The sequence below is a fragment of the [Clostridium] aminophilum DSM 10710 genome (assembly GCF_000711825.1).
Lineage (GTDB): Bacteria > Bacillota > Clostridia > Lachnospirales > Lachnospiraceae > Clostridium_R > Clostridium_R aminophilum.
In genome coordinates, this window is the sequence record NZ_JONJ01000001.1 from 22025 (window position 1) to 48497 (window position 26473).

The following is a 26473-nucleotide window of genomic DNA, read 5'->3' on the forward strand; positions in this document are numbered from 1 at the left end:
CCAGGTTCCGATCAGTTCAGCTTAACGCCCTTTTCCTCGTAGAATTTCTTTGCACCTGCGTGGAACGGAACACCGATGCCTTTCACCGCATCATCGAGGTTCAGCAGTTCAAACTTTGCATGGCCCTCAGCGAGTGCCTTCTGATTGTCGAACATGGCCTTGGTCAGTTCATAGATGGCATCCTCGGAAACCTCGTTGGAAGCGATCAGCGTTGCGCGAACGGATACCGTCTTCGCGTCCGCATCCACGCCGGTGTAGGTTCCTGCCGGAATAGTGGTTGCGGTATAGAAGTTGTACTTCTTCTGGAGCTTTTCGATGTGCTCATTATCCAGTTCCACAAGCTGAACCGCCTTGGTTGCCGCAAGATCCACAACCGCGGTGGTGGGAGCGCCTGCTACCACGAAAGCCGCATCAATCTTTCCGTCCTTCAGCGAATCGGCCGAATCACCGAAAGAAGCATTGACCACTTTAATGTCATCAAACGTCATATCGTATGCGTCCAGAATCTGCTTCGCGTTGAATTCGACACCGGATCCGGCATCGCCGACCGATACCGTCTTGCCCTTCAGGTCGGCAACAGACTTGATCGACTCGTTGGTGGTAATGATCTGAACGGTCTCATCATAAAGACCTGCTACCGCGCCGAAGGAATCATACTTTCCTTCATCTGCAAAAAGATCGGTGCCGGTATATGCGTAATACATGACATCGTTCTGCACGATTGCCAGCTGCGCCTCGCCGTCATCCACGAGCTGGATATTTGCCTTGGAAGCACCGGTGGATGTTACAGTGAGGGATGAATCCTTCAAAAGCGGATTCAGAACCGTTGCCATAACCCCGCCGACGGCATAGTAGGTTCCGGTCGTACCGCCGGTTCCGAGAACCAGTTCCTGTCCGGATCCGGAAGCTGCCGCTGCAGTTCCTGCTGCTGTGGTTTCGGAAGCTGTCGTTCCGGCCGAAGCAGTTCCTGCCGCTACTGCCGTCGTCGTATTCGCAGCCGGGTTTCCGCAGGCCGCCATCGAAAGAAACATCATGGATGACAATGTCATTGCAGCAATTTTTTTCATATTTTTTCTCCTCTCCTGAATCCCCTGTCATCGTTTTGCCGCGCGCTGGCATTTATTGTTATTTATAACAGTTATAATACTTATTGAATATTCAAAATGCAATATACATCTTTTGTTTTTCCTTTATATTGAATTATTTTGTTATATGTAGCATTTATGTATATTTCTACATTATATTCCGATAACTTTCCTTTATACTCTCCGTGCACTGTGAATATTTTTTTTTATTTTTGAAAAGTCTTTTTGTTGATAATCCCGTTCATCGTTCTTCCCGCTCTGTCACTTTTTCCTTTTCAGCAAAGTTGAAATAACAACGTCCTGTGAAACGCTCAAAACATGCTTCGCGATTTTTGAGCGTTTCTCGGCAGTCGCCAGGGCCTCTCTCAAGTGTGGGCTTTGGCGACTGGCCCGCGAAAACAACGAAGAAGCCGGTCTTCTCCGCTGCTTCCGCAGCAGAGAAAACCGGCTTCCGTTTATACCCTGTTCTGTTTTTTTACTCAGTTATCCAGCCACATTACGCCGTCAACACCCCGGATTCCGAGTCCCGGATCATCCGAAACCGTAATGTCCTTTTCACGGAATACCGCTCCGCCCTGAACCGGATCTTCCGTGCAGAGAACCGGGCCGTCAAGGTCCACTCTCGTGATCACGCCTTTCGCGCAGCCCAGATGAACGGCGGCATTGACGCTCACCTTTGCCTCCAGCATGCATCCGATCATACACTCTGCCCCGTACAGTTCCGCGGCGGCGGCGATCTTCAGTGCGTTGTAGATTCCGCCGCACTTCATCAGTTTGATATTGATCAGATCCGCCGCGTGAGTCTGAAGAATCGTCAGCGCATCTTCCGGCGAGAACACACTCTCGTCCGCAAGAACTGGCACGATGCTCCGTTCCGTGACATACCGGAGGCCGTCCAGATCATGCGCCGGCACCGGCTGTTCACAGAGTTCAATGTCCAGACCTTTATTCTGCATCTGATCCAGAATACGGACGGCCTGCCGGGCATTCCAGGCCTGATTGGCATCAATCCGGATCTTCACGTCCGGTCCGACCGCTTCGCGGACCGCCGTGAGTCTCGTTACATCCAATGCCGGGTCAATGCCAACTTTCATCTTCAGGGTGTCATAGCCCCGTCCGACCGCATTTCTCGCATCTTCCGCCATCACTTCCGGCGGATTGACGCTGATGGTGATATCGGTCACAAGCTTCTTTCTGCTTCCGCCGAGCATCTTGTACACCGGAATCCGGTAGAGTTTTCCGTACAGATCCCAGAGCGCCATGTCGGCCGCAGCTTTCGCGCTGCTATTCTTCACTACACAACGGTTGAGGTCGATCATCAGGTTCTCGAGATCATCCACATCCCGGCCCATCAGTGTCGGGATGATGTGATCCCGAAGGGCGCCGAGAATTGCACCGGTGGTGTCTCCCGTGATGACTCCGGTGGGCGGTGCTTCCCCGTATCCCTTTTCTCCGGTATCGGTCGAAATCTCGACAATCACATCCTCTACGCTGTTCACCGACCTCAGCGCCGTTTTAAACGGAACACGAAGCGGCACGGAAATCTTTCCAAGCCTTACACCCGTAATCTTCAACTTTTTCTCCCTTCCGCATCCGAATCAGACAATCGCTTCCGCAATTATACTTCGACCGGTCAGCCCTTAATTTGCCAGACGGTATACCGCCTCTGCAATGATCTGCATATTCAGTTTGAGCTTGTCAAGCTCCCAGAATTCATTTGGAAGATGTTCCCTCACCGTATCGCCCGGGAAAATGGGGCCGAACGCAACCGTATTCGGAATCGCTTTCGCATATGTTCCGCCGCCGATGCACATCGGTTCCGCCGGAAGGCCCGTGAACTCATGATAGACCGCGAGAAGTTTCTGCACATACTCTTCGTTCTTATCCACATAAAGAGATGCTTTATGCGCCTCCGATGTGAGTTCAAAGCCGTTCTCTTTCATCTCTCCGATCAGTTTCGGTGCACACTCCTCATAACTGCAGGTAACGGGATACCGATAGTTGATGGAAACCTTGATTTCCCCGCCGTTTCCTTCGATCATTCCGGTATTAAAGCTGAGACGGCCGGAAATCTCATCCTCCAGCGCAATGCCAAATCCGTCTCCGGTTCCCTTCAGGCCGATGCCACCGGCAAGGAAACGGATCTTTTCCGCCGCTTCTCCCGCAACCGGAAGCCGATTCAGGGCAAACAGAAGCGCACCGATGGCATTCACGCCCTTCCACGGAAGAGACGCATGCGCCTCCTTTCCTTCCGCAAGGACAGTGAGTGTTCCGGTCTCCGCATGATACTCTGCGGAGAGAATACTTTTTCCGCCTTCTGTGAGAGATGCGCAGGCAGCCTTCATTTCCTCATCCTCCGCAATCTCTTTTTCGAGATCTTTTTCTGCCGCGCGCACCGTCTCCATCGCCTTTCGGGCCGTTTCCTCGCTGCAGCTCAGTTCTGCTTTCGCGTGCCCCGGAACGATGTTAAATGCCGTACCGCCGGAAATGCTCCTGAGGAGAACCTCTCCTGCCCCGCACACGCCATCACCCGCAGTCTCTGCGGCATTCAGCGCTGCGGTAAACACAGCATTGATGATGCCCTTTTCGCCGTTGATCAGCGGATACTCTCCATCCGGCGTAAATCCGCTGACCGGAATCTCTCCGCCGTGCTCACGGTAATACGCCATGTCGGCGCTTCCGGTTTCCTCATTGGTTCCGAAAAGAATGCGGATTCTGCGCTTCAGCGGAAGTCCGGAGTCCATGATCGCCTTCATCGCGTAGAGCGCCGCAACCGCCGGGCCCTTATCATCCATGGTTCCGCGGCCGTAAATGTTGCCGTTCTCCACATCACCGGAATAGGGGTCTCTGTCCCAGCCCTCACCGGCCGGAACCACATCCAGATGTCCCAGAATCGCAACCATCTCCGGTCCCTCACCGATCTCGGCCCATCCCATGTAGTTATCGACATTACAGGTCTTCATTCCGAGCTTTTCGGCCTGTTTCAGGACATAGAGAAGACAGTCCCGCACCGGCTCGCCGAACGGCGCATCCGCCTTTGCCTCCTGTCTCTCACTCGGAAAACGGATCACCTGCTGAAGGCAGGCGATCATCTCCTCTTCCTGATTTTTTACCGCTGTCTTTAAATCCATTGTTCTTTCCCCCTGTGTCTCTATCTCTCCCGCGCGTCAATCCGCCGGTTGATTTTCATAAAAGGAATATCCGGAATACTCCTTTTATCGTAAAATCCGCTTCCCGCCTTTTCACCGAACGGTTGCGTTTTCTGCATCGCGCGGTTATCTGCGGATGATATCCACCACTTCACCGATAAACATATTGTGGTCATCGCCGTTCGGATAGATCTGATCAAGAATCTCCTTCGGCATCGCATTCATATCCATCCGCTGCATATATATCTTTTTGAGTATCAGCGTCACCTTTGCCTCCTCAAAACCGACGCCGTGCTCCAGTTTCTTCGCATGAAGGCTTGTCTCGGCAATCTTATTGCCGTCTCTGCCGGACTTTGATCCGAGAATTCCCAGATCCGGCTTTTTATCCTCATCAAACATGGTCAGCGTAAAATACTGGCTGTCCTTCATGAATTCGAGTGTATAGCGGCTGTCACGGACGTATACGGTCGCGGCCGGCTTTCCCCAGAACGTTCCCATCATGCCCCAGCTCACCGTCATGGTGTTGAAATGTGCCATGGAATCGCCCGCTGTCAGCAGCGCCCATCCTTTATCCAGTACCGAAAAAATATCGACATTCAGGTCCATCTCTCTTCCCCTTTCCGTAAGATCCAGGTCCGCCTGCGAACTCTGGTTTCTCCATCCACTCACTCCTGCGGGAGCCCGCGGACTTCGGCTTCTCCATCCCTTCTTATCGCGCAAAAACAGGTGTACCGGTGCGGTTATCTCCGCGTTCCTGCACACCTGTCATTTTAGCATTATTCCATATTCAAGTAAACCGGATCGGTCGCGCGTTCATCACTGCGCATACGCACTCAGAATATCGCTCAGCGCCGCTTTTGAGCTGGTATGGGATCTTACCACATCCGTCGTCTCCGCCTTGTTGTCCAGGGCGCAGCGAACCAGCTTGTGCGATACGGTATGGGTGAAAAGGATCAGCAGATCCGGATTGCCGATCCGGTCCGCGAGTCCCGCCTGATACTTGCAGAACACCTTCGCCTTACATCCATGCTGTTTACAGATATTCATATACTGGCGTTCCATACATTCATTTCCGCCTACGATTACAACACTCATGCCTGCCTCCTCGCTTTGAACATGACTTACTGTTTTTGGTTTGTTTCGACTAACCATTATCTTTTTGGAAAGCCTGCTCTCCGTTCCGAAAGCAGGCTTTCCGCTGCACTTGAGTAATACTGCTTGAGTAAACCGATTTAAATAATTCTTTTCCGAACGCTCTCAGGCCCGTACCCTTGCCGCCGCGCTCTCCTGTGCATGCACACGGTTCCGGAACGGATCCGGTGCAAAGAGCACATACAGAAGGCCTGCCAGAAGAACTGCTGCCACAACCGTCCAGATGCTGAATGCAACCTGACCAACGGCAAGTCCGATCAGCTGATAAACCATCAGGGTTACCACATACGCGCCGAGGTTCTGGAACAGGATCGCAAACCAGAATACCTTCCGGTTGCCGAGTTCCTTCGCCAGAGAAGAAATCGCCGCCAGACACGGAGAGTCAAACAGGTTGAACATCAGGTAGGACACCGCCGCCATTGTAGTCGGGAAGAATGCCAGATATGCTGCGTGATATGCTTCTTCGTACTCTTCCACTTCCTCACCGATTGCAGAAAGAAGGGACATGGTGGATACCAGACCTTCCTTTGCCACAAAACCGGAAAGGGTTGCCGCAACCGTCTGCCAGTTGCCGATACCCAGCGGAACAAAGAGCGGAGCAAGAATGCCGCCGATCATCGCAAGAATGGAATCCTTGGACTCTACCAGACCGAACTCACCGTCTGCAAAGCCGAAGCTTGCAAGGAACCACATAACCGCACAGCAGAGGAAGAGGATGGTTCCGGCTTTCTTCATGAATGCCCATACTCTCTCCCACACATGCATCAGAAGACCCTTCAGGGACGGAATGTGATACTGCGGAAGCTCCATGACGAACGGAACCGGATCACCGGCGAAGAAGCTGGTCTTCTTCAGCACGATGCAGTAAATGATAACCAGCGCGATTCCGCCGAAATAGCAGGCCGGTGCCATCCACCACGCACCGCCCATGATAAAGCCGGCGATGGCTGCGATAACCGGAAGCTTTGCGCCGCACGGAATCATGGTCGTTGTGATCATGGTCATTCTGCGGTCGCTCTCATTTTCAATGGTACGTGTTCCCATGATTCCCGGAACGCCGCAGCCCGAAGAGATCAGGAACGGGATAAAGCTCTTTCCGGAAAGTCCGAACTTGCGGAATGCGCGGTCCATGATGAAGGCAACACGCGCCATGTAACCGCAGTCCTCCAGGAAGGACAGGAACAGGAATACAACTGCCATCTGCGGAACAAAGCCGATCGGTGTGCCGATTCCGTGAATGATACCGTCAACGATCAGGGAAACCAGCCATTCGGAGGTTCCAACGCCCTCCAGGAATTCTCTCGCCCCCGGTTCAACGATCTCTCCGAAGAGAACATCATTGGTCCAGTCTGTCATCTGAGAGCCGATCGTTGTCACGGATACATAGTAAACGAGGAACATGACAACCGCGAAGATCGGAAGCGCAAGGAACCGGTTGGTCACAACGCGGTCCACCTTATCGGAGAAGGTCAGCTCGCCGGCCGCTCTTCCCTTCTTTACGGTCTTGTTAACCAGTGCCGTAATGTACTCATATCTCTGGTTTGTGATAATGCTCTCCGCATCATCGTCCAGTTCTTTCTCGCAGTCCACAATATGCTGCTCAATGTGATTCTTTACATCCGCACTGATCTTCACCTTCTGAACTGCTTTCTGGTCGCGTTCAAACACCTTGATCGCATACCAGCGAAGCTCTTTGGAATCGACAAATCCCTCAATGGACTCTTCGATGTGTGCGATGGCATGCTCCACACTTCCGTTAAAGACATGCGGAAGCTCTGCCTCGTTCTGCTCCATCGCCGCGCGGATGGCAAGTTCCGCCGCTTCGACCGTGGACTCGCCCTTCAGTGCGGAGATCTCAATCATCCGGCATCCGAGCTGGTCTCCGAGTTTCTTTATATCAATGTTATCGCCGTTTTTGCGGACCAGATCCATCATGTTGACTGCAACGACAACCGGGATTCCGATCTCAATCAGCTGTGTGGTCAGATACAGGTTTCTCTCAATGTTGGTTCCGTCGATGATGTTCAGAATTACATCCGGTTTCTCGCCGACCAGGTAATCTCTTGCGACCACCTCTTCCATTGTGTACGGGCTGAGGGAATAAATACCCGGAAGGTCCTGGACAATCACATCCTTATGGCCCTTCAGCCGTCCTTCCTTCTTTTCGACCGTAACGCCCGGCCAGTTGCCGACATACTGATTGCTTCCTGTCAGGCTGTTGAACAGTGTCGTCTTACCACAGTTCGGATTGCCTGCAAGTGCGATTTTAATTTCCATTTTTATCTGCTCCTTCTGCATATGTCTGTATGCACAGATTTACCATATCCTCTGAACCGGTCGCCCGGTACCGAAGGTATTCCCCTTTAGTCCGCCATCTCAAGAATGTCGGCATCCTGCTTTCTCAGAGAAAGCTCATATCCCCTCACGGTAACCTCCACCGGATCCCCCAGCGGTGCTACCTTGCGCACAAGAATTGTGGTACCTTTGGTGATACCCATATCCATAATTCTCTTTTTCAGCGCGCCTTCGCCGTGAATTTTTGCCACCGTTGCGCTGCTTCCTACCGGAATGTCTCTTAACGATTTCATCACATACCCCTTTCCGTCGGAGATCGATCACTGAACCATAATCTTTGCCGCCATCTGATCTGTAATCGCAAGCCGCGATTCTTTCAGTCCCACAATGATATTGCCGGATCCCGGGCTCGCAATGATCTGTACCGGAGTGCCGGCAACAAATCCGAGATCTTCCAAATGTTTCTTTATTTCCGCATTTCCGCTGACTCTGGTTACCATGACCTGTTCTCCCGGTTTTGCAAACGATAAAGGCATCATTTATCCATCTCCCTTCCGAATACTTAGGGTATTCTAACTCTGGTTAGAGTTTTATGTCAATAGTTTTTACTAACTAATATTAGTTTATTGATACTATCGTTAGAATTATATATTTTATAAGCAGATATTTTTCCGTTTTTGTGTCGGAACAAAGTCCGCAAGCGGACTTCAGCCTCATCCCCACCCCATCCCCTCGCTCCCGACGGGAGCGTGCGAATTATGCGCACCGCCGCTCGTTATCGCGACAGTCGCCAGGGCCTCACCGGGGCGAGGGCGAGTTCGCCGCAAAAAAACGCACCGTGCACAGACTGCACGATGCGCTCTTCTCTGTTCTGTAATGGAAACGGAATCCCGTTACTTTTGGCCGTTTACGATGGGATTTTCCTTCACATCCCACTGAACATTCAGCTCGCGAACCAGTTTCGGAAGCTCCGTATTCTTCTGAATATATACATGGACATTTTTCAGAACGTCCGAATCATTCTCAAACGTATAGCTTCGGATCAGAAGGTACTCGGCCGGATTCTGCACTTCCTTTCCGGCTTCATCGACATACGAAAAACCGAGTCTTTCGGGTGAGTATGCGGAAACCAGCTCATAGATTGTTTCCTTCTCGTCACCGGATACATTGCCCAGATACTCGTCCGGATTCAGAGAAAGAAGCGGAAACAGCTTCTTCGTTGCATTCTGCTTCGCATCCGCGCCGCTGATATCGGTTACCGTCCCGGTCTTCGGATCAGACTTCCGGAACGCGAAGGTCGTTCCATCCACATAAAAGGAATTCTCTTCCACACTGTCACCGATGTAATCTTTTCCGGACAGATAAACATTTCCCTTCTTTATATGTTTTTCCACATTGTTGGATTCCAGAAGTTCCGTGATCTCCTGCCGTCCCTCCGGTGTCTCACTGTCTTTCGCGAGCCGAAGGACTTCGGAACCGGAGCTTCCGTACTCCGTCTCCTCCGCCGAAGCATTTCCTGTCGTCTCCTCCGCGGCGGACGATGCCGCTGCGGTCGTCTCCGCCGGATTTGCCGCTGTCGTTTCCGTCTTCGCAGCTCCGCCGCCGGAGCATCCTCCGATTGCCAACGCTGCTGTGATCAGGAGTGCGCCGGCTGTCACTTTTGATCTTCTCATATGTATGCCCTCCCTTTTATCCGATGGCCGGCCGGCGCCCCCGCCGTCCGGTTCATCCTGTTTCCGAATCTGTGTATTCTCAACCCGTTTTCATTCTCACTCATCTGACACCATGATGGTCTCGTCCGCGATTCCGGTCCTTACATCCGGGCGATCCGGAAAATCAGAGAGAGAATGCCTCCGACCAAAAGAACCGGGAGAACCAGCATCCCGAGCCCGAACAGTCCCATGATAAGGACGCCCGCGATCGCTCCGAAAAGCAGTGTCAGAATAAATGTCAGCAGTCCGCCCATAATCGAAAACAGAACTCCGGTGATTTTAAACATCAGATACAGCGAAATAAAAAGAAATAAAATCCCCATCATCATTTTTTCCTCCGTATTAACCCATCCGTCACCGTTCCGCGGTATCAGGTACCGATGACAGACACTCGATTCATTCTTCGTACAGCTCCATCCGCCTGTCACCGAAGGACGGAAGCTTTTTTCGCACCTGCGCGATACGGTCCGTATCGATATAGACCGGAACCAGCGCGTCGGTCTCTCCGGCTGCCGCAATGGCAACGCCCATCGGGTCAACCGCCACACTCTCGCCGGTGGTCGCCCCGCCGCACTGGTTGCAGGCCAGCACGAAAACGGTATTCTCGATCGCCCTCGCCGTAACCAGGGTGCGGAACTGGAACGTCTTCAGATCTCCTTTCACCCAGGACGTCGGCATCAGAATGATATCCGCGCCATGGGTTGCCTCATAGCGTGCCACCTCCGGGAAGCGGACTTCGTAACAAACGAACAGTCCCAGTTTTCCAAATGGCGTATCGATCGGCGTGAAAAGCCGGTCCCCCGGCTTGAACCCGTTTGACTCCTTGTATCCGAAAGCATCATACATATGTGTCTTGTGATATTTCGAGATAATCTCACCGTGATTGTCTACTACAAGACATGTATTATACGCGCGCCCGTCGTCTTCTTCGGTCTTTTCCTTCATGCCGAATACCACCCAGACATCATTGTCCCTGGCCAGCTTCCGCATTCCGGTCACAAACGGTCCGTCGAGCGTTTCCGCTATCTTATTGCTCTCCAGAACCGATGTTTTGGACGGAAACATACTCATAAACACTTCCGGAAACAGAAGGAGATCCGCCTGAAATCTTTCTTTTGCCGCCGCTGCATATTTCTCTGCCTTCGCGAGATTCTCCATCGGATCTTCCACGGATTTCATCTGAACCATAACAAACGTACTCTGCATAGTGCCTCACTTTCTATTTCTCTATTGTAACCGAATTCCGGTTTTATGCCGATTATTTTTCTCTTACGCTTTCCTGTATGATATCGTCCCTCATCTCATAAAACATGAGTACGGGAAGCCGGTTCGATCTCCGTCACCCTCGACTTTCTCCGCTCATACAGATACCATACCGCGAGACCGGCGCAGGCCCCGGCGGCATCGATCAGAACATCCTGCACGCATCCTGCACGCCCCGCCACAAACGTCTGATGAAATTCATCCGTACATGCATAAAGAACGCTGACAATCAGCGCGGCCTCGTACCGGAGTGAACGCGACTCCTCCGCCATGTTCCGCTCCCGAAACCGGTCCTGAATCGTCCGGCAGCACAGAATTGCCAGAACCGCATATTCCGTCATATGTGCCGTCTTTCGCACAAGCAGAGGAAGCGCGGCATTTATCGTTCCCCGGGCGGACGCATCCATCCCGTCCAGAATCGGATTCAAAAAAATCCGCAGAAAATCGACAATGATTCCGCTCTGCTGATCCGACTCCGGTCCTGCGGTGGCGGACATCAGGAAGATCATTCCCATCCAGAGAACCGTCAGTTTCCCGTTTGTCGGCCGCAGAAGCCGAAAGACGCCTTTACTCATTTTTCTTCCCCCATTTTCTGTTCCGGGTCCTGTTCCAACGGCGGTCCGCCCCGGCGATTCCACCGCAGCATTCCGTCACGGCCTTCGTTCCCTTTAAGGTCTTCACAACCGTCGTTCCCGTCAGGTCTTCACGGCCATCGTCCCCATCGGGTCTTCACAACCATCGTTCCCCGCTGTCCTTCATGATGATCCGCCGCAGCCGTCCTTCCCGGAAATTCCAATCTTTTCCCGCCCCTGATTATAGCAAAAAATGACCGCAAAAACAGCGGATATCCGAAAAGGATACCCGCTGCCGTTTTTCAGATGATATGTTCCCGAAATTTTCAGATGATGTGTTCCAGAAAAAATGTGGTCTTTATTTCTCCTCCGTTCTGCAGCTCTCACACTTGTTGGAATACCAGTTGTAGAGATTGCCGCCGCAGCAGCTGCAGGTGCCGACCGGATAATATCCTGCCGCCAGATAATCGCGCTCATTTGTTGTAAGTTCCTTCTTGTTCAGTGTTGTGCTGATTTTTGTCATAGCCTTTTCCTCCTGATTTTATCCTGATTGACTTGTTCCGCCTGGTGGTGCTTCATTTGTTTTCATTTGCTATCACGTTACCTTGATAAAGTGTTAGCGTGTTAATCTGTTGATAATTTACATCTCTTTCTTTCCGATTGCAAGTGATATTTCATTTTTTTCTCATTGTTCTGAAATAAAAACAATTTTCTTTTTTCATCAAAATGACGAAACTTTGCTTTCAGCGCAAAAAAAGCAAATATTAATTCCCGTTCGGTCGATATTGTCATCAAATACATAATGACAGTTATGCCCGGAATGGGAAAGGATGCCCTTGGGCGCGCAAGGAGGTGCCGATATGTCAAGAATACAGGGAACAGGTTATGGCATCGGATCCGTTCCGTCCTATAAAACCAATATAAATAAAGTATCTGACTCCGACAAAGAGAACGGGAATTCCTCTTCTGTCGTTTCGAAAGATGATAATACAGCTCAGACACAGGCAGCGGTGAGATCCACCGATGTGTACGAAAAGAGTTCCAGACCATCCGCAGAAGAGCGTCAGAAAATCATCGATGCTCTGACCGGCGGAGGAAACGGCGCACCGGGCATTTCCTATACGAAAGAGTATGGCAGTGTGGTCGGTGACGTAAATCTCTCCGATGACGCCAAAAAAGTTTATGACAGTTTAAAATCCAAATACGGTGACATGGCCTTTGTGCTCGTCAGTGCCGAGCACAAGGACACCGTAGCCGACAACGCAGGCCGTTACGGCGTAGCCGGAAAAGCCACCGTTCTGATCGATGAAGAAAAGCTTGAAAAAATGGCGAGCGATCCGGAATACCGCAAAGAAATCGAGGCCAAGATCGAACTTGGCCGTACCAGTCTTCAGCAGATGGCGACGCAGATGTCGGCCCAGACCGGCGGAGATGACGGAGTTCTCGCTTCTTACGGCATGAAGTTCAATGATGACGGCTCCACATCGTACTTTGCAACCTTTGACAAGGCGATGCAGGCAAACCGTGAACAGGCGAAAAAACTGGATGAAAAGCGCCAGGCGGAAAAAGCAGAGCAGAAGAAAGCAGAAGAAAAATACGAGGCGAAGAAGGCGGAGCAGAAACGCGAAGCCGAACGAATCGAAAAAGCGGAAGAAACCAAAAAGTTGGAGAAAGAAGGGGCAGAAAAAGCCCGTGAGACTGAGAATTCGGATGAAACAGCCATTGACTGGGATTCCGGAAACTATGTCACGCTCTCCGCGAGCAGCATCGACGAACTGATGGAAAAGATTTCCGCCTTTATGGGTAACGGAAGCAGCACGGCCGTTGCCGGTTCGCTCTTCGACGCCTCCGTTTAACCGACCAAACCGGAGCCTGACCTTTTCCTCTGTCAGGAAGTCAAGCAAAACTGCCAGGCTCGGAAAAACGCCAAATAGTTTTCCATAGTACGCACTAAGCTCGAAAAGACCAGCCTCAGCACGCTATTTCACTAAGCGGTAAAGTCGCTAAGTGCTCCACGAATAAACCCGGCGCAGCTTCAGCCGCGTCCGGATCGAATCTGACGGCATCCCCGTCAGATATCCCAAAGCCGACAACAGCTTCCCCGCTGTCAGTCTTATATATATGAGTCCTGCGGCAGATTTCGACTCCTCTTCCATTGCCGCAGGAGGCCGGAATTTTGTTTCCGGTCAACACAAGGGCCAGCATCTTCGTACTCCGAAGATGCTGGCCCTTTCCCCTCGGCGAAGCACTTAGCGACGCATATTTCACTTAGCGGCTTTGCCGCTTAGTGAAATAGCGTGCTGAGGCTGGTCTTTTCGAGCTTAGTGCGTGCCATGGAAATCCACTTAGCGAGGTCTTTTCGAGCTTAGTGGATTTGCTTGGCGAAGCACTTAGCGACGCATATTTCACTTAGCGGCTTTGCCGCTTAGTGAAATAGTGTGCTGAGGCTGGTGTTATCGAGCTTAGTGCATTTCCGCTTTCATCACAGCAGGATGGAATAATTTCCGTCTCCGGATGACTGAATCGCGGACGAGAAGAGAACTTTCGCCGCCTCAATCAGATATGCCGTATCTTTTGCACCTGCCGTTTCGTACGGACTGTGCATTGCCAGCTGCGGCAGACCGATATCCACGGTATTCAGCGCCACCTGATTGCCCGAGAGGTTTCCGAGAGTGCTTCCGCCCAGCATATCGGACCGGTTTGTAAACGTCTGTACCGGAACCTCCGCCTTCTTGCAGATTCTGCGGAATATCGCGCCGGATACGGCATCGGTTGTATACTTCTGATTGGCACTGTATTTGATGACGATTCCCTGATTCATATACGGACGGTTTGTGGGATCCGCCTTATCCGTGTGGTTCGGATGAACCGAGTGCGCATTGTCCGCCGAAACCATAAAGCTGGACGTGAGCGAGCGGATGTATCCCTCTTCGTCTCTTCCCATGGCCGCATTGATCCGATGAAGGACATCCTTCAGGAATGTGGACTGAGCACCCTGCTTTGTGCCGGAACCGACTTCCTCGTTGTCATAGACGCAGTGAACCGCGATGCTCTCCGTCGGCTTCGCCTGAAGGAAGCCCTGAAGAGAGGCATAAGCGCACTGAAGATCATCCAGACGGCCGCTGCAGATGAACTCGCCGTTGAGACCCAGCGTCGTTCCTTTCATCCGGTTGTAGAGATACAGGTCCGTATCGAGAATCTGCGCCTCCTCCACTCCGGCCTCTTTGGCGATAAATCTGAGGAAGGATCCCTTTTCCAGCTTTTCGCCGAACAGCGGAAGCATATCGTTCTGCGCATTGAATTTGTATCCGTCATTGATCTCCCGGTTCATATGAATCGCAAGATTCGGAATAATGACAAGATCCCGGTCGATCCGGACCAGTCTCGTCTCAATGCCCTCCGGTGTCTCAATGATCACGCGGCCCGCCACCGAGAGCGGCCGATCCAGCCACGGAGAAAAAATCATTCCGCCGTATTTCTCAACGTTCAGCTTCACATAGGTTTTGTCCACCTCGATCTCCGCATTGGCCTTAATCTTAAATACCGGAGAATCACTGTGGCTCGCCATGATCTGAAAACCGCGGTAATCCTTCTTCGGAATCTCAAACGCTATGATTGCGGATTCATTTCTGGTCACATAATACTTTTTTCCGGTTTCCAGCTTCCAGGCATCACCTTCACAGAGACGCTCCGCCCCCGCTTCTTCCAGCATCCGGCGCATATTCTTCACGGCATAGAATGCCACCGGGCTCTCGTCCAGAAACTGCAGTAATCCTTCATTTACCCTGGTAAAATCCATCTCTTCCTCCCCGATATTTCTCATAATCTGAGGTTATTGGTCTCATACCGCTTATTATACATCAAATCAGGACTTTTCAGACATTTTCTGAAAGATGTCCTGCAGTCCCTGTCCCCGTCATCAGTCGGACCGGAAAGAAAAATCCCGAGGCACAGCAGCTGCTCCGCCCCGGGTAATTCCGTCTATTTCTTCTGTTTTCTTACCGTCAGGATGTCATATATCCCTGCAGGGCCCATTCGTAGGTCTGGATCGCCTGCTGCAGATTGATTTTCGCCGTGATAAGGTCCACTTCCGCGGACGCGGCGGATGCCTCCTGATCCAAAAGCTCATTTTTCGTGCAGAGGCCGGCGCCGAAGGACGTCTGCATGGACGAAAGTTTTTTCTGCTGCACATCCACAGCGGACTGCGCCGTCTCCAGCGCGGCCCGGTCGGTGAGGATCGTCTGATAGAGAGACTTTACGGAATTGCGGATGGTCTGCTCCTCCGATGCGATCGTGCGAACCTGATTCTGGTAATCCGTCGTGCCGGAATCCATATTCGTCAGTGTCTTCCGGTCCAGTTTCAGGGAAATGTTCTCGACCAGCGCCGTCTGAACATCCGCATCGGGATTCATCGTTTCGATCCGGGAAAGATCCGGTTCCGGAACCCCGCAGATCTCCGGACTATCCGTCGACGCCCAGCCGGTGTTCAGAAGAAGGCTCTGCCGAACCGACTCCACGCTGGCTTTTGTGGACGTCAGCGTGCCCTGCAGGGATTTCAGGGAGTTCTGCGCGCTGAGAAGCGCCGACTGCGTCGCAGTGCCCGCCGCAATCTTATTCTGCACGCGGGCTACATTGCGCTCCGCCATGGCAATGCTGTTCTCGATCACCGGGACCGAGATCCGGGCGAGATTGTAGGACGCAAACAGGCCCTGCGCCTGCACAATGAGAGCGGTCTGTTTCTTCCGCTGATTCAGTGCCTTCGTGTCTGCATCCTCATAAGAGGTATTCGCCGACTGCCGCGTCGTGATGGAATTCTGATGAAGGAGCGCCGAGGACGCCTTTAAGGAAGCGTAGCTCGACGCGAGGCCGGATGCTCCGGTTGCCCCCGATTCCACCAGTTCCTCCAGCTGATCCATCAGCGAATCGGCATTGTCCGCCATCTGGTCGGCACTGCTCTCCAGATCTTCCGCATCTTCCATTTTTCCCTGACGGATCTCATTTGCGTTTTCCGTCGTCTTACTGTCCGCATAAGACGCGGCGTTGTTCAGGTAATACGGGTTGTACTCCTGCACGAGAAGGGGAATCTCATCGTATTCCATCTTATTGTCCCGGAGTTTTTCCCAGGTTTCGGCGCTGTAGGCCGATTCCGGCGCGGCATACGCCGTCAGCGGGCAAAACGGCACCGCCAGCGCACCGGACAGAACCACAGAGGCGATCATCCTCCGGATTTGTTTTCCGTTTCTTGTTTTTCTGTTCTCCATCCGTCTGTTCTCCTTCCGTCTGTTCTCCTTCTGCTGTATCACAACCGTTTGCTCCGCAGTCCGATGGCGGTCTGTCATTTAGTGTCCGGCATACCATCGCTTCATCCGTTTGCGATCAGTCCGGCCACGGCCCAGTCATAGGTCTGCATCGCGGAGATCAGGTCCAGCTCCGCGCTCTTTTCGCTCGCAAGGGCATTTTCATATGCCGCCTCCGCGCTGAGATACTCCGACCGGCCGGAAAGGCCTCCGCGGTATTTGATCTGCGCGCTGTTCCAGTCATTCTGCGCTTTTGCCCAGGCATCCTGCGCCGCATCGTAAGCCTGCTGCTTTGACACCACCGCCGCGTAGAGCGTGTTCATCGAAGAGGTGATCATCGTCCTGGACGCCGTCACCGCCCGGTTCTTCTGCGTCTTTGCCGCTGTGGTCTTCGAGGAACCCTTTCTGGTGGTGATCAGGGAATAGTTGGAGGTAATCGCCGTCTGTGTGTCCGCCGCAAGGTCGATGGAGGCGATCAGACTCATATCCGGCGCCGGAATATCCGTGATCTCCACATCCGCATCCACATCCCATCCAAGGCTGATCAGAATCTTATTCTTCGCGCCGGAAAGCTGTGACTCAGCGCTCATCGTCTTTTTCTGCGCGGCGAGAAGCTTATTCCGCGCTTCCAGAACATCGGCTTCCGAGGCAAGTCCCGCCGACTGTTTTGTCTGTGCGGCCGAAAGGTCATTTTCGCATGCCGCCTCGCTCTTTCTTGCCGCATTCAGGGAGTATTTCGCCTTTTCATAGGCAATGTACTGGTTCTGTACCATCTTGATCAGGGAGTTCCGGCTCTGCCGGAGCGACGTTTCCAGGGAATCCGTCTCGGTATGCCGGATATCGGCTGCCTTCTTCCGGAGTTCTTTTGCCGTGAGACGGTAACTCTCATAGAGCGCCTTGTCCTCTTCGTCCATCTCGTCTTCCTTCAGATCATCCGCTTCCTTGGTGAGATCGCGGGCCTCCTCGGTCAGTTCGGAGATCACGCCCTGATTGATCAGTTTACCGAGTGTCGTGCTTTTTGTGTTGCGGAAGGAGACATTGTAATTCTCGATCCGGCCCGCAATCTCCGAAAACTCCAGTGTATTGTCCGCAAGAGCGGCCCGTTTTGCCGCTGCTTCGGCATTGTCCTCCACAATCTGATTCGGTCCTGACCCCGTCGACGCATCCAGCGCGGACGCTGCCGCAATGCCGTCGGCGCCGGAGATTCCGGCAATCCCGGTTCCGGTGGAGGCGGCATTGCCGGCGAGAGCCGGGCCATATGCTTCTTCGTCTTCCCCGGAAGTCCCGTAGGCATACGGCCGTTTTGCCGCCAGAGCCTCCACCGGACCGAGGGTGGAAAGACAGCCGACCAGCACCGCACCGGCGAGAAGCCGACGGACGATGCCGCCATTTCCCGCTTTTTTCTTATCTCTCATCTCTTCCGTCATCTCTTTTCTGTCTTTCACCATACATCTCTTATTCGTTTGCCGTATCCCGTTTTTTCTCATCGCCGGTCTCCCGGGCACCGGATCCCGCGCTTCCGCGCTCAGTCGATGTCCGCAAACGGGTCCTCTCTCAGCGCTTTTCCGCCGCTCATGATCTTGTAATATCCCGGAAGCACGATCAAACACAGAATGGTGGAAGTGATCAGTCCGCCGATGTTAACCAAAGCGAGGGCCTGTGTGTAAGATCCCGAGCTTCCGACTCCAAGTGCCAGCGGAATCATCGAGAGCACGGTTGTCATTGTCGTCATCAGGATCGGGCGCATTCGCGTCGCCCCTGCCTCAACGAGGGCCGTGTCCATATCCATGGTCGCGCGGTACTGGTTCGTCGTGTCCACATAGAGAATACCGTTATTTACCGCGGTTCCGATCAGCATGAGGAAGCCGATCAGGGCTACCATACTGAGGGAGACATCCGTCAGCCACAGAAGTGCGAAGGAACCGATGACGGAAAACGGGATCGTGGTCATAACCATCGCAGAGTATTTCACCGACTCAAACTGCGACGCCATCACGACAAAGATCAGGAACACCGCGATTGCCAGCGCGCCGCCGAGACTTTCGAACTCACTGTTCCGGGATCGGTCACGGCTGTTGACGCCGGTGGTGACCTGATCGCTCAGATTCGGCTGTACCACTTCCTGAAAAATCGTCTGCTGCGTTGATCTGGTGGCCAGGCCCGTGTAGGATGCGCTGATCGTCACGCGGTACTGCTTGTCCTCACGGGAGATGGACGCCGGAGAATCCTCATAGTGAACGTCTGCCACATCCGTCAATGCCACCTGTCCCTTCTTTGAGTTCGTCAGAAGAATATTCTTTACAGCCGAGAGATCCGCATAAGCGTCTTCCGGATATTCCACCGTGACCGAGACATCCTCTCCGTCCACCGTGATGTTGATAGGGGACGAACCGCTGAGCGCGCTGTAGACCGCATTGCCGATCTGGGAGGCAGTCAGGCCGTTGGCCTTCGCGCGGATCGCGTCGACGTCCACCGCAATCACCGGGGACGAGTTCTCGATGGAGGAGTGAACGCGGGTGACATCATCCCGTCCCTTCAGTTCACTCACAATCTTGTTGGTCACCTCCTTGACTTTCGAGTAATCCGCGCCCTGCAGAAGAACGGAATAACTGTTCGACCGGTCACTCATCATACTCATGGAACCGCTGGCACTGACGGAAATGGTGCAGTTGGTGATGTCCGCCAGCTCCTTCTGGAATTTCGTCACCGTCTCATCGGTGGAAAGCTCGCGGTCGTCCTTCAGCTCGCAGGTGATGGATGCGGATGAGCTTCCCCTCATACCGCCGGAGGAGAAGGAAGTGGAATAATGTTCCACATCCGGATCCGCCGTGACGATCTCCTCGATCTCATTCAGGATCGGCTCCATTTTTTCCAGCTGAATGCCCGGTCTTGTCTTTACGGAAATCGAGACTTCTCCGTTGTCATCCGCACTCATCAGCTCCATGGTGAGGTTGGATGCAAGGAAAATCGATCCGACAAACAGGACAATGGATAAAAGAATCGCCAGTTTACTGTGCGGAAGCACTTTTTTCATCAGTTTCCGGTATCCGTCCTGAAGACTGAGGATCGGCCGGTTAAACGGTGCTTTCTCGCGTTCTTTCGGCTGATACAGCATATAGCAGAGCGGTACCACGGTAATGGCGGAGAGGAGCGAAGCCACCATACAGAACACGATCGTAAATCCCAGCGGCTTGAACATCTGTCCCGCCATACCGGAGATCAGTGCCAGCGGAATAAACACGACGCAGGTAGTCGCCGTGGAGGCGGCAACGGACAGTCCGACAATATTGGTTCCCTCCAATGCGCTCCGGGCATACTCGATGAGTCCCGCTCTGGTATCCATCCTGGACGTCGCGCGGAAACAACTCTCCAGAACAACGATGGAGTTGTCAACCATCATGCCGACGCCGAGGGAGAGAGCCGCCAGCGTCACGACATTCAGCGAAAAGTTCATGAAATACATGCAGATCAGTGCCGCAAGAATCGAACATGGAATGGAACTTCCGACGATCATGGACGCCTTCAGATCACCGAAGAAGAGCCAGATGACGATCATGGAAATGATGACCGCCAGAACCAGTGTCTTCGCCACGTCGGTCAGGGAGTCCATGATGGAATCGGCATTGTCATCCACCACGGTGATCTTCAGATTCGGATCCGCGGCTTCCAGCGATGCCACCGTCTTTTTGACCGCGTTGGAAATACTCATGGCCGTCGAACTCTGCTGTTTGCTGAGGCCGATGGACACAACTCCCTTTCCGTCATAGCGGGAAATACTGCTGCTGGACTTCTGGGCATACTCGACGGTGGCGACATCCCCGAGGTAGACAATGGAATTGTCGGAAGTGGTCAGCGGAATCTCGCTCAGAAGCTCCATGGTCTTGTAGTTCATACGCGTGGAGACGGAGTATTCCTGACTTCCCTCCTTGGTGCTTCCGCCCGGAATCGTCGCATCCGCCGCCTTGAGGTCCGATACAATGGAACTCATGGTGACGCCGTACTGTTTCATGGCCTCCTCGTTCAGCGTGATGGAGACATATTTCTGTCTTCCGCCCCGGAGGCTGACATCCGCCACATCCGCCAGCTTCTCAAATTCCGGCTTGATGCGGTCCTTGACATAGTTGTAGAGATCTTCCTCCGCATATCCGCTGTTCTCAATATTCAGCCGGATATCCTCAGAAGAGTTCATATTCATCGAGATGATCTGCGGCGTCGAACAGTCGTCCGGAAGACTCGACTTGATCTGATCGACCTTCTTTTTTACCTCGTCATAGGCATCGTCCATGTCCGTTCCGTAATCATACGAGAGCATGATCCGGGAAGAACCTTCACTGGATGTGGAGGACATGGAGTCCAGTCCCGACAGTGTGCTGACTGAATTCTCAATCGGCTTGGTCACCAGCTCGGCGACGTCCTCCGCGCTGGCTCCGCTGTAGCTGGTCATGACGATCATCATGGACATATTCATGTCCGGCGACAGCTCCAGCGTCATGTTCCGAATCGACATGATGCCGAACACCACCAGACAGATGACCGATAAGATCGCGGTTACCGGCCGTCGAAGTACAAATTTTGTTAAACCACCCATGGTAAAATGTCTCCTCTTATCTCACATTTCCTTCGCCCGGCGCATGATCTTACGGTCTTCCGGCCGGTGCTCCCGACATTCCTTCCGGGCCGGCGGATGTTTCCGGCGAAGTCTCTGTGCTTTCTCCCTTCAGACGGACCTTTGTTCCGTCATCCAGCTCCGAACTCCAGGTCGAGCAGACAACATCATCGGTGGTGAGGCCATCGGTAATCTCGATATTTTCCGGATCTTCCATGCCGGTAGTAACCTGAACTTTTTTCAGCACATGGTCGGTCACGGTATAGACAAAGTCTCCCGCACTCTCACTGTAAATGCAGTCCTTCGGCAGAATCATGACATTGTCCGCATGGCTGGATACCACGCGGATCTTCGCCATCGATCCGTTGGAAAATGCAGACACATCCCCGGAAGTCTCATTGAACGCCGCCTTGATCTCATAAAGCCCGGTGGACGAATTCGCCATCGTGCTCACCTCCGTGATGTTCGCCGTGTATGTGTCATCATTTTTCTGAACTTTGAGTTCATCGCCGACTGCCAGTGCCCCGCGGATCCGCTCCGTCACGGAAAAATGCACTTCCCTGGCGCCGGCGCCGGTGATCACGCAGATGGACGCGCCCGCATTCAGCGAGTCATTGACTTCGATGCTGCACTGTTCCACCACGCCGCTGATCTTTGCCCTGACATTGGCGTAATCCATCTGCGTCTGATAAGCCGTCTGCGCGGACTCAAAACTGACTTTCGCCTTCTCCGCCTGATTCACATAATTATCGTAATCCTGCTGACTGAGATCTCCCGCATCATAGAGAAGCTTTTCCCGGCTCAGGGTATCCTGCGCCGACTTCAGCGAGAGTCTCGCGTTGTCCAGCGTCGTCTTGGCGGAGCTCACCTGCTTCGTGTCAATGGTGCAGATCAAATCACCGGCGTTGACGGTATCTCCGGCTTTCACAAAGACGCCGGTGACATCGCCGCCCGCTTTGGCAGTGACCGCAACGGAATCCGACGGCATGATGGTTCCGATGAGAGCCGTCTCGTTGCTGATCTTTCCGTACACCGGATTTACGGTCTCCACAACCGGCAGGGACTGTCCCGCCGCAAACGGCTTTGACTGATTCATCCGTCGAAAGACGGCAAAACCGATTACAGCGGCAACGGCAGCCAGAATAATAACTGTTGACTTCTTCATGTTCTTATGTCTCCTTTGTCTTTCCATTTTGCGACAACTGATTCTGTATGTGATTCTCACCGGAATACGCTTTCACAGGTTTGCCGGCATATCGGAACTGCCCCGCTTTTTCTTTTTCCGGCAACAGTTTCCGCGTTGTTACAGTTCGATCATAAACTCGGTTCCTTTTCCCGGCTCACTCTTCGCCGAGATTTTTCCGCCGGAGATCTCCACGATCTTTTTGGCCAGTGCCAGTCCCAGACCGTTTCCTTCCGCCTTGTGCGCCGTATCGGCCTGATAGAATTTATCAAACGCATGCCGGAGCTGCTGAGGCGTCATTCCGATTCCCTCATCGCCGATTGTCACAAAAACCCGTTTTCCCCTCTGTTCCAGTGTGGTCCGGATACAGCCGCCTTCCGGCGAAAACTTGACCGCATTCGCATAGATGTTGGTCCAGACCTGAAAGAGAAGATGCTCGTAGCCGGTGATATTGATCATCGGAAGATCCATATCAAATGCAATATTCTTCTCCGACCATCGCGGTTCCAGGGAGAGAATCGCCTCCCGGAGCTGTTCGTCCAGGGAAAATGCCGTCTTCTCCTCGGGAATCCCTCCCGTGTCCAGTCTTGACAGCGCGAGGATATTACCGATCAGCACCGACATCTGCGCGGTACTCGTCATGATCCGCCTGGCGTAATTCTTCATTTCCTCCGCGGACGCCTCCGGCGACATCATCAGCGTGGCATATCCCTCGATGGACGCAAGGGGCGTCTTGAATTCATGCGACACATTCGACACGAAGTCATTGCGCAGCGTTTCCGTTTCTTCCAGCTCCTGCACCATTTCATTGAAGGTGTGACTGAGTGCACGCACTTCATCCAGTCCGTCCCAATCGTTCAACCGGACGCTGAAATTGCCGTTTCCGACTTCTCCGAGGGCATTCGCGATCTGACTGATGGGCCGGAAAATCTTGATAGAGATAAAGCCGCCGATCCCGACAATCGCAAAACCTGCCGTGACGACGATCGGGATAATCGGCGAGCGCACGAGAACGCCGAACCGGTTTCCGAACCGCATGATATTGTACCCGACAATCAGACCGGTAAAAAACGACAGCACTGCCGTCAAAAACGAAATCACGATCAGATAGATCCACCATTTACGAAATCCCTTCATGGTCTTCCTTCCTCTATTCTCCGCAAAGAATCCGCGTCGCGCCCGTAAAAACGACTTGTTTCAGCCGCGCATCAAATTTCCGCTTTCCCGGAAAGCTGCAGAACCGCCTTGTATCCCAGTCCCCTCACCGTCTCAATCCGGAAATCCGGATCATCGGCGAAGCGCTTCCGGAGCCGGTTGATATGAACATCGACGGTCTGCGAATCGGATTCATTGTCCATCCCCCAGATCTCATCCATGATCTGACGGCGGGTAAAGATCTTGTTCGGCGAAGAGACCAGCTTATACAGAAGGTAGAATTCCTTCTTCGGAATCGTGACCTCCATGCCATTCCGCCGGATCGCCAGTGCTTCATAATCCAGTTCCGTCGATCCAATAACCAGTTTCCGGTCCTGCGCGATCTTGGCACGGCGGAACAGCGCGTCCACCCGCAAAAGCATCTCATTCACATCGATGGGTTTCACCATATAATCGTCCGCTCCGCTGTGAAAGCCGTTGCTCTTGGACTTGAAATCATCCTTCGCCGTGATCATCAGGATCGGCATCTCTTTGTTAAAGCTGCGGATATTCTGAACAAATTCATATCCGTCCATGTTCGGCATCATGATGTCCGTCACCGTCATATCGACATAATTCTTTTCCAGCGCATACGACGCCTCCACGCCATCCGACGCGGTCAGTGTCTGATATCCCGCTTTCCGCAGAACCAGCGCATAGAGCTCACGCAGCTCGGCATTGTCCTCCACCACTAAAATTGTCCGCATGCATACCTCCCGTGATGTCCGGATCCGATTGTCTTCCTGTTCCTCTCTGCCGGAACATCTTTTTTTCTGAACGATACCATATCGAATCAAGATGAACTGATCATGAAAAAACAGTTCATTTTTCAATTCTCTTCTTTTTTCATCTTACGCTGAATAAAATGTCAAATTCAATGTTTTAACCATACTTTGAACAAAGTCTGCCAGCGGATTTCGCCTCCCCATCCCCGAAAGTAACGGAAAGGAGACTGCGGACTTTGCGTGCAGACGCAGAAGACCCCCATGCCGAACCGGAATTCGGCATGGGGGTCCCCCGCATCAGTCTAAAGTGAAAAACTATAATAAAGCAGGAATCAGATCCGGATGGGGATGCGGGATCACGATCTTACTGATCAGAAGACCGTTCTCAGCCGCCTCCCTGGTTCCGGCCTGTACACTGGCTTCCACTGCGGATACATCGCCGGTCAGCGTGACAAACGACTTTCCGCCGATTCCGGTGCCGAGCCGCACTTCCAGAAGTGTTACGCCCGCAGCTTTTACTGCCGCATCCGCGCCGATCACTGCCTGCACCACGGAATAATACTCCATGACGCCGATCGCCCGGATGCGCTCCGGCATCACCGACATATGGATGGCTTCGATCACCTGCGGGTGAACTCTCGGGATGATCAGATCGTCGATCAGGGATCCGCCCGTCCGTTCTTTTCCCGCCGCCATCGCGGACTCTACTGCGGACACCTCGCCGCAGATCATAATATGGTACTTGCCGGGGCAGCTCGGCTTTGCGGTGACAAGACGAACCTCGGCCGCTTTCAGCATCGCATCCGCCGCCTCAACCCCTCTGGCAATACTGTTACTTTCAAGAAAACCGATTGATATCATAGTATATGCCCCTTATTCTCTTCGGATCACAACCGTATGTTCATCGACGGACACGACCCGGCCGCGGATACTTGCATGAATATTCGCGCCGAGACTCTTCTCCGGGATCGCTCCGATCCGGTCACCTTTCTCCACAAGATCGCCGGCGGAAACGACGGCCACAGACGGCGCGCCGATGTGCTGCTGCAGGGAAATGTGAACTTCTTCCGGCTGCATTTCGCACAGATCACGGATCGTGTAATGATAATACTTTTCCACCCCGAGACGGGCGGCGATCCGATACGACGGAATCCTGCGGTACTCTCGTTCCTCTCTCTTCCGGAACGTTTTTTCCGTTTCTTTCCGGTACCGGAATCCGCTCTCCCGGAGCGCTTTCTTGACAAAGACATTCACCTGACGGGGTGCAAGGCCCATCGGACATGCATATGCCTCACAGACGCCGCATTCCGAACAGGTCATCGCTTCCCTCACATCCGCGTCTTCCAGTATCTCCTTCACATCCCCGGCGTACGCCAGCTTCCGCATGATCTTGTGCGGGGCCAGCGGATGCCCGCTCAGATATCTCGGGCACATGCCGGTGCAGGTCTGACACTGGATACAGGCGCTCTTGGCGCGCCGGAGAATCGTGTGAAGCGGTGTCTGCCGCATCTCCACAAGTTTTGCCTCATCCGGAACAACCACAATGCCGGACGTGGTCTTTGTCACATAGTACTGATCGAGGTCTTCCTTCCGGTAGAGTTTTCCCATCAGCGGGCCGCCGGCGAGAATGTGATAGTCGCCGGTCAGAGCTCCTCCCGCCTGTTCAATGCACTCGCGGAACGGGGTTCCGAGCGGGGCTTTCACGATCGTCGGATGCGCCACCGCGCCGGTCACCGTCAGATATTTGTCTGTAAACGGAATGTCCCGGGACGCGTCATAGATTCCGCACATCGTCGCTGTATTCGAGACAACCGCTCCCACATCGAGCGGAATGCCGCTGGGCGGAACCGTTCTTCCCGTCACCTCCAGCACCATGATCTGCTCGTCTCCCGCCGGATAGAAATTCTTCAGCGGGAAGATCTCCACTCTGCTGTTTTTTGCCGCAATCGCCGCGTTCAGGGACGCGATCTCATCCGTATAAGTCTCCTTGAGCGCGATATATAGCTTCCGGGCCTTTACGGTCTCCGCGACGAGTTCCATCGCGGAGACAATTTCCGGAGCCCGGTTCAGCATCAGATACCGGTCGGTCCGCAGGAGTGGTTCGCACTCCGCCGCGTTCACGATCAGGTACTCTACCGTGCAGTTTAATTTCGCGTGCGTCGGAAAGCCTGCGCCTCCGCACCCGACGATTCCGGCTGCCATGATTTTCTCTAATAAGTCCATAACAATCTCCGGTTCTG

At 53.2% G+C, this 26473-nt stretch carries 23 protein-coding genes; 1 reads left to right on the forward strand and 22 read right to left on the reverse strand.

Features of this window, described 5'->3' with window-relative positions; translation table 11 throughout:
- Nucleotides 1-11: 11 nt before the first annotated feature.
- The 13 genes from BR86_RS0100100 to BR86_RS15855 form a co-directional block, all read right to left on the reverse strand.
- On the reverse strand, nucleotides 12-1067 hold the full coding sequence (locus BR86_RS0100100) for a TAXI family TRAP transporter solute-binding subunit (protein ID WP_038287359.1): 1056 nt from the start codon (nucleotides 1065-1067) through the stop codon (nucleotides 12-14).
- A gap of 497 nt (nucleotides 1068-1564) precedes the next feature.
- Nucleotides 1565-2659: a dipeptide epimerase gene (locus BR86_RS0100105; RefSeq protein WP_031471000.1), complete on the reverse strand. Its 1095-nt coding sequence runs from the start codon at nucleotides 2657-2659 to the stop codon at nucleotides 1565-1567.
- A gap of 66 nt (nucleotides 2660-2725) precedes the next feature.
- Entirely contained in the window at nucleotides 2726-4216 is a 1491-nt protein-coding gene (locus BR86_RS0100110; RefSeq protein ID WP_031471001.1) for a M20 family metallopeptidase, read from the reverse strand.
- A 144-nt stretch (nucleotides 4217-4360) separates the two neighbouring features.
- Nucleotides 4361-4840, reverse strand: coding sequence for a flavin reductase family protein (locus tag BR86_RS0100120; protein WP_031471002.1), 480 nt, complete (start codon nucleotides 4838-4840; stop codon nucleotides 4361-4363).
- Between the two features lie 210 nt (nucleotides 4841-5050).
- On the reverse strand, nucleotides 5051-5329 hold the full coding sequence (locus BR86_RS0100125; protein ID WP_031471003.1) for a DUF2325 domain-containing protein: 279 nt from the start codon (nucleotides 5327-5329) through the stop codon (nucleotides 5051-5053).
- A gap of 162 nt (nucleotides 5330-5491) precedes the next feature.
- A complete protein-coding gene (gene feoB / locus BR86_RS0100130) occupies nucleotides 5492-7663 on the reverse strand; it encodes a ferrous iron transport protein B (RefSeq protein WP_031471004.1) in 2172 nt (723 codons plus the stop codon).
- Between the two features lie 86 nt (nucleotides 7664-7749).
- A complete protein-coding gene (locus BR86_RS0100135) occupies nucleotides 7750-7974 on the reverse strand; it encodes a FeoA family protein (protein ID WP_031471005.1) in 225 nt (74 codons plus the stop codon).
- Nucleotides 7975-8001: 27 nt separating this feature from the next.
- Nucleotides 8002-8220: a FeoA family protein gene (locus tag BR86_RS0100140; RefSeq protein ID WP_031471006.1), complete on the reverse strand. Its 219-nt coding sequence runs from the start codon at nucleotides 8218-8220 to the stop codon at nucleotides 8002-8004.
- A 354-nt stretch (nucleotides 8221-8574) separates the two neighbouring features.
- The gene (locus BR86_RS0100145) at nucleotides 8575-9354 is read right to left on the reverse strand and encodes a hypothetical protein (RefSeq protein ID WP_031471007.1); all 780 of its coding nucleotides are present in this window, start codon (nucleotides 9352-9354) and stop codon (nucleotides 8575-8577) included.
- Nucleotides 9355-9494: 140 nt separating this feature from the next.
- Entirely contained in the window at nucleotides 9495-9722 is a 228-nt protein-coding gene (locus tag BR86_RS0100150) for a hypothetical protein (protein ID WP_031471008.1), read from the reverse strand.
- A 67-nt stretch (nucleotides 9723-9789) separates the two neighbouring features.
- Nucleotides 9790-10599: a carbon-nitrogen hydrolase family protein gene (locus BR86_RS0100155; protein WP_031471009.1), complete on the reverse strand. Its 810-nt coding sequence runs from the start codon at nucleotides 10597-10599 to the stop codon at nucleotides 9790-9792.
- A 95-nt stretch (nucleotides 10600-10694) separates the two neighbouring features.
- Nucleotides 10695-11231 (reverse strand): VanZ family protein, encoded by a 537-nt coding sequence (locus BR86_RS0100160; RefSeq protein ID WP_051684475.1) that lies wholly within the window; start codon nucleotides 11229-11231, stop codon nucleotides 10695-10697.
- Nucleotides 11232-11586: 355 nt separating this feature from the next.
- Nucleotides 11587-11751: a hypothetical protein gene (locus BR86_RS15855; protein WP_154661351.1), complete on the reverse strand. Its 165-nt coding sequence runs from the start codon at nucleotides 11749-11751 to the stop codon at nucleotides 11587-11589.
- Between the two features lie 337 nt (nucleotides 11752-12088).
- On the opposite strand from BR86_RS15855, the gene BR86_RS0100175 reads away from it, so the two are divergent.
- Nucleotides 12089-13084, forward strand: coding sequence for a DUF6033 family protein (locus BR86_RS0100175; protein ID WP_031471011.1), 996 nt, complete (start codon nucleotides 12089-12091; stop codon nucleotides 13082-13084).
- A gap of 626 nt (nucleotides 13085-13710) precedes the next feature.
- Here BR86_RS0100175 and BR86_RS0100185 read toward each other — a convergent pair.
- The 9 genes from BR86_RS0100185 to BR86_RS0100230 form a co-directional block, all read right to left on the reverse strand.
- A complete protein-coding gene (locus BR86_RS0100185; RefSeq protein WP_031471013.1) occupies nucleotides 13711-15027 on the reverse strand; it encodes a M18 family aminopeptidase in 1317 nt (438 codons plus the stop codon).
- Between the two features lie 205 nt (nucleotides 15028-15232).
- Nucleotides 15233-16489, reverse strand: coding sequence for a TolC family protein (locus tag BR86_RS0100190; RefSeq protein ID WP_161767245.1), 1257 nt, complete (start codon nucleotides 16487-16489; stop codon nucleotides 15233-15235).
- A 101-nt stretch (nucleotides 16490-16590) separates the two neighbouring features.
- Complete coding sequence (locus BR86_RS0100195; RefSeq protein WP_161767247.1) at nucleotides 16591-17970, reverse strand: TolC family protein; 1380 nt, start codon at nucleotides 17968-17970, stop codon at nucleotides 16591-16593.
- Between the two features lie 80 nt (nucleotides 17971-18050).
- Nucleotides 18051-21113, reverse strand: coding sequence for an efflux RND transporter permease subunit (locus BR86_RS0100205; protein ID WP_031471016.1), 3063 nt, complete (start codon nucleotides 21111-21113; stop codon nucleotides 18051-18053).
- Between the two features lie 49 nt (nucleotides 21114-21162).
- A complete protein-coding gene (locus BR86_RS0100210) occupies nucleotides 21163-22296 on the reverse strand; it encodes an efflux RND transporter periplasmic adaptor subunit (RefSeq protein ID WP_038287361.1) in 1134 nt (377 codons plus the stop codon).
- A 138-nt stretch (nucleotides 22297-22434) separates the two neighbouring features.
- Nucleotides 22435-23451 (reverse strand): HAMP domain-containing sensor histidine kinase, encoded by a 1017-nt coding sequence (locus tag BR86_RS0100215; protein WP_031471018.1) that lies wholly within the window; start codon nucleotides 23449-23451, stop codon nucleotides 22435-22437.
- Between the two features lie 71 nt (nucleotides 23452-23522).
- Complete coding sequence (locus BR86_RS0100220) at nucleotides 23523-24215, reverse strand: response regulator transcription factor (RefSeq protein ID WP_031471019.1); 693 nt, start codon at nucleotides 24213-24215, stop codon at nucleotides 23523-23525.
- A gap of 333 nt (nucleotides 24216-24548) precedes the next feature.
- Nucleotides 24549-25094, reverse strand: coding sequence for a BMC domain-containing protein (locus BR86_RS0100225; protein ID WP_031471020.1), 546 nt, complete (start codon nucleotides 25092-25094; stop codon nucleotides 24549-24551).
- A gap of 12 nt (nucleotides 25095-25106) precedes the next feature.
- Nucleotides 25107-26456 carry a 4Fe-4S dicluster domain-containing protein gene (locus BR86_RS0100230; protein WP_031471021.1) on the reverse strand — a complete coding sequence of 450 codons (1350 nt, stop codon included), beginning with the start codon at nucleotides 26454-26456 and terminating at the stop codon, nucleotides 25107-25109.
- Nucleotides 26457-26473: the final 17 nt, after the last annotated feature.

Bases quoted from the DNA above. Each gene is read 5' to 3' on its own strand.
- BR86_RS0100135 (WP_031471005.1), bottom strand. From the start codon at position 7,974: ATGAAATCGTTAAGAGACATTCCGGTAGGAAGCAGCGCAACGGTGGCA.
- BR86_RS0100160 (WP_051684475.1), bottom strand. From the start codon at position 11,231: ATGAGTAAAGGCGTCTTTCGGCTTCTGCGGCCGACAAACGGGAAACTG.
- BR86_RS0100110 (WP_031471001.1), bottom strand. From the start codon at position 4,216: ATGGATTTAAAGACAGCGGTAAAAAATCAGGAAGAGGAGATGATCGCC.
- BR86_RS0100220 (WP_031471019.1), bottom strand. From the start codon at position 24,215: ATGCGGACAATTTTAGTGGTGGAGGACAATGCCGAGCTGCGTGAGCTC.
- BR86_RS0100120 (WP_031471002.1), bottom strand. From the start codon at position 4,840: ATGGACCTGAATGTCGATATTTTTTCGGTACTGGATAAAGGATGGGCG.
- BR86_RS0100210 (WP_038287361.1), bottom strand. From the start codon at position 22,296: ATGAAGAAGTCAACAGTTATTATTCTGGCTGCCGTTGCCGCTGTAATC.
- BR86_RS0100140 (WP_031471006.1), bottom strand. From the start codon at position 8,220: ATGATGCCTTTATCGTTTGCAAAACCGGGAGAACAGGTCATGGTAACC.
- BR86_RS15855 (WP_154661351.1), bottom strand. From the start codon at position 11,751: ATGACAAAAATCAGCACAACACTGAACAAGAAGGAACTTACAACAAAT.
- BR86_RS0100100 (WP_038287359.1), bottom strand. From the start codon at position 1,067: ATGAAAAAAATTGCTGCAATGACATTGTCATCCATGATGTTTCTTTCG.
- BR86_RS0100185 (WP_031471013.1), bottom strand. From the start codon at position 15,027: ATGGATTTTACCAGGGTAAATGAAGGATTACTGCAGTTTCTGGACGAG.
- BR86_RS0100230 (WP_031471021.1), bottom strand. From the start codon at position 26,456: ATGGACTTATTAGAGAAAATCATGGCAGCCGGAATCGTCGGGTGCGGA.
- BR86_RS0100190 (WP_161767245.1), bottom strand. From the start codon at position 16,489: ATGGAGAACAGAAAAACAAGAAACGGAAAACAAATCCGGAGGATGATC.
- BR86_RS0100145 (WP_031471007.1), bottom strand. From the start codon at position 9,354: ATGAGAAGATCAAAAGTGACAGCCGGCGCACTCCTGATCACAGCAGCG.
- BR86_RS0100125 (WP_031471003.1), bottom strand. From the start codon at position 5,329: ATGAGTGTTGTAATCGTAGGCGGAAATGAATGTATGGAACGCCAGTAT.
- BR86_RS0100225 (WP_031471020.1), bottom strand. From the start codon at position 25,094: ATGATATCAATCGGTTTTCTTGAAAGTAACAGTATTGCCAGAGGGGTT.
- feoB (WP_031471004.1), bottom strand. From the start codon at position 7,663: ATGGAAATTAAAATCGCACTTGCAGGCAATCCGAACTGTGGTAAGACG.
- BR86_RS0100205 (WP_031471016.1), bottom strand. From the start codon at position 21,113: ATGGGTGGTTTAACAAAATTTGTACTTCGACGGCCGGTAACCGCGATC.
- BR86_RS0100215 (WP_031471018.1), bottom strand. From the start codon at position 23,451: ATGAAGGGATTTCGTAAATGGTGGATCTATCTGATCGTGATTTCGTTT.
- BR86_RS0100150 (WP_031471008.1), bottom strand. From the start codon at position 9,722: ATGATGATGGGGATTTTATTTCTTTTTATTTCGCTGTATCTGATGTTT.
- BR86_RS0100155 (WP_031471009.1), bottom strand. From the start codon at position 10,599: ATGCAGAGTACGTTTGTTATGGTTCAGATGAAATCCGTGGAAGATCCG.
- BR86_RS0100175 (WP_031471011.1), top strand. From the start codon at position 12,089: ATGTCAAGAATACAGGGAACAGGTTATGGCATCGGATCCGTTCCGTCC.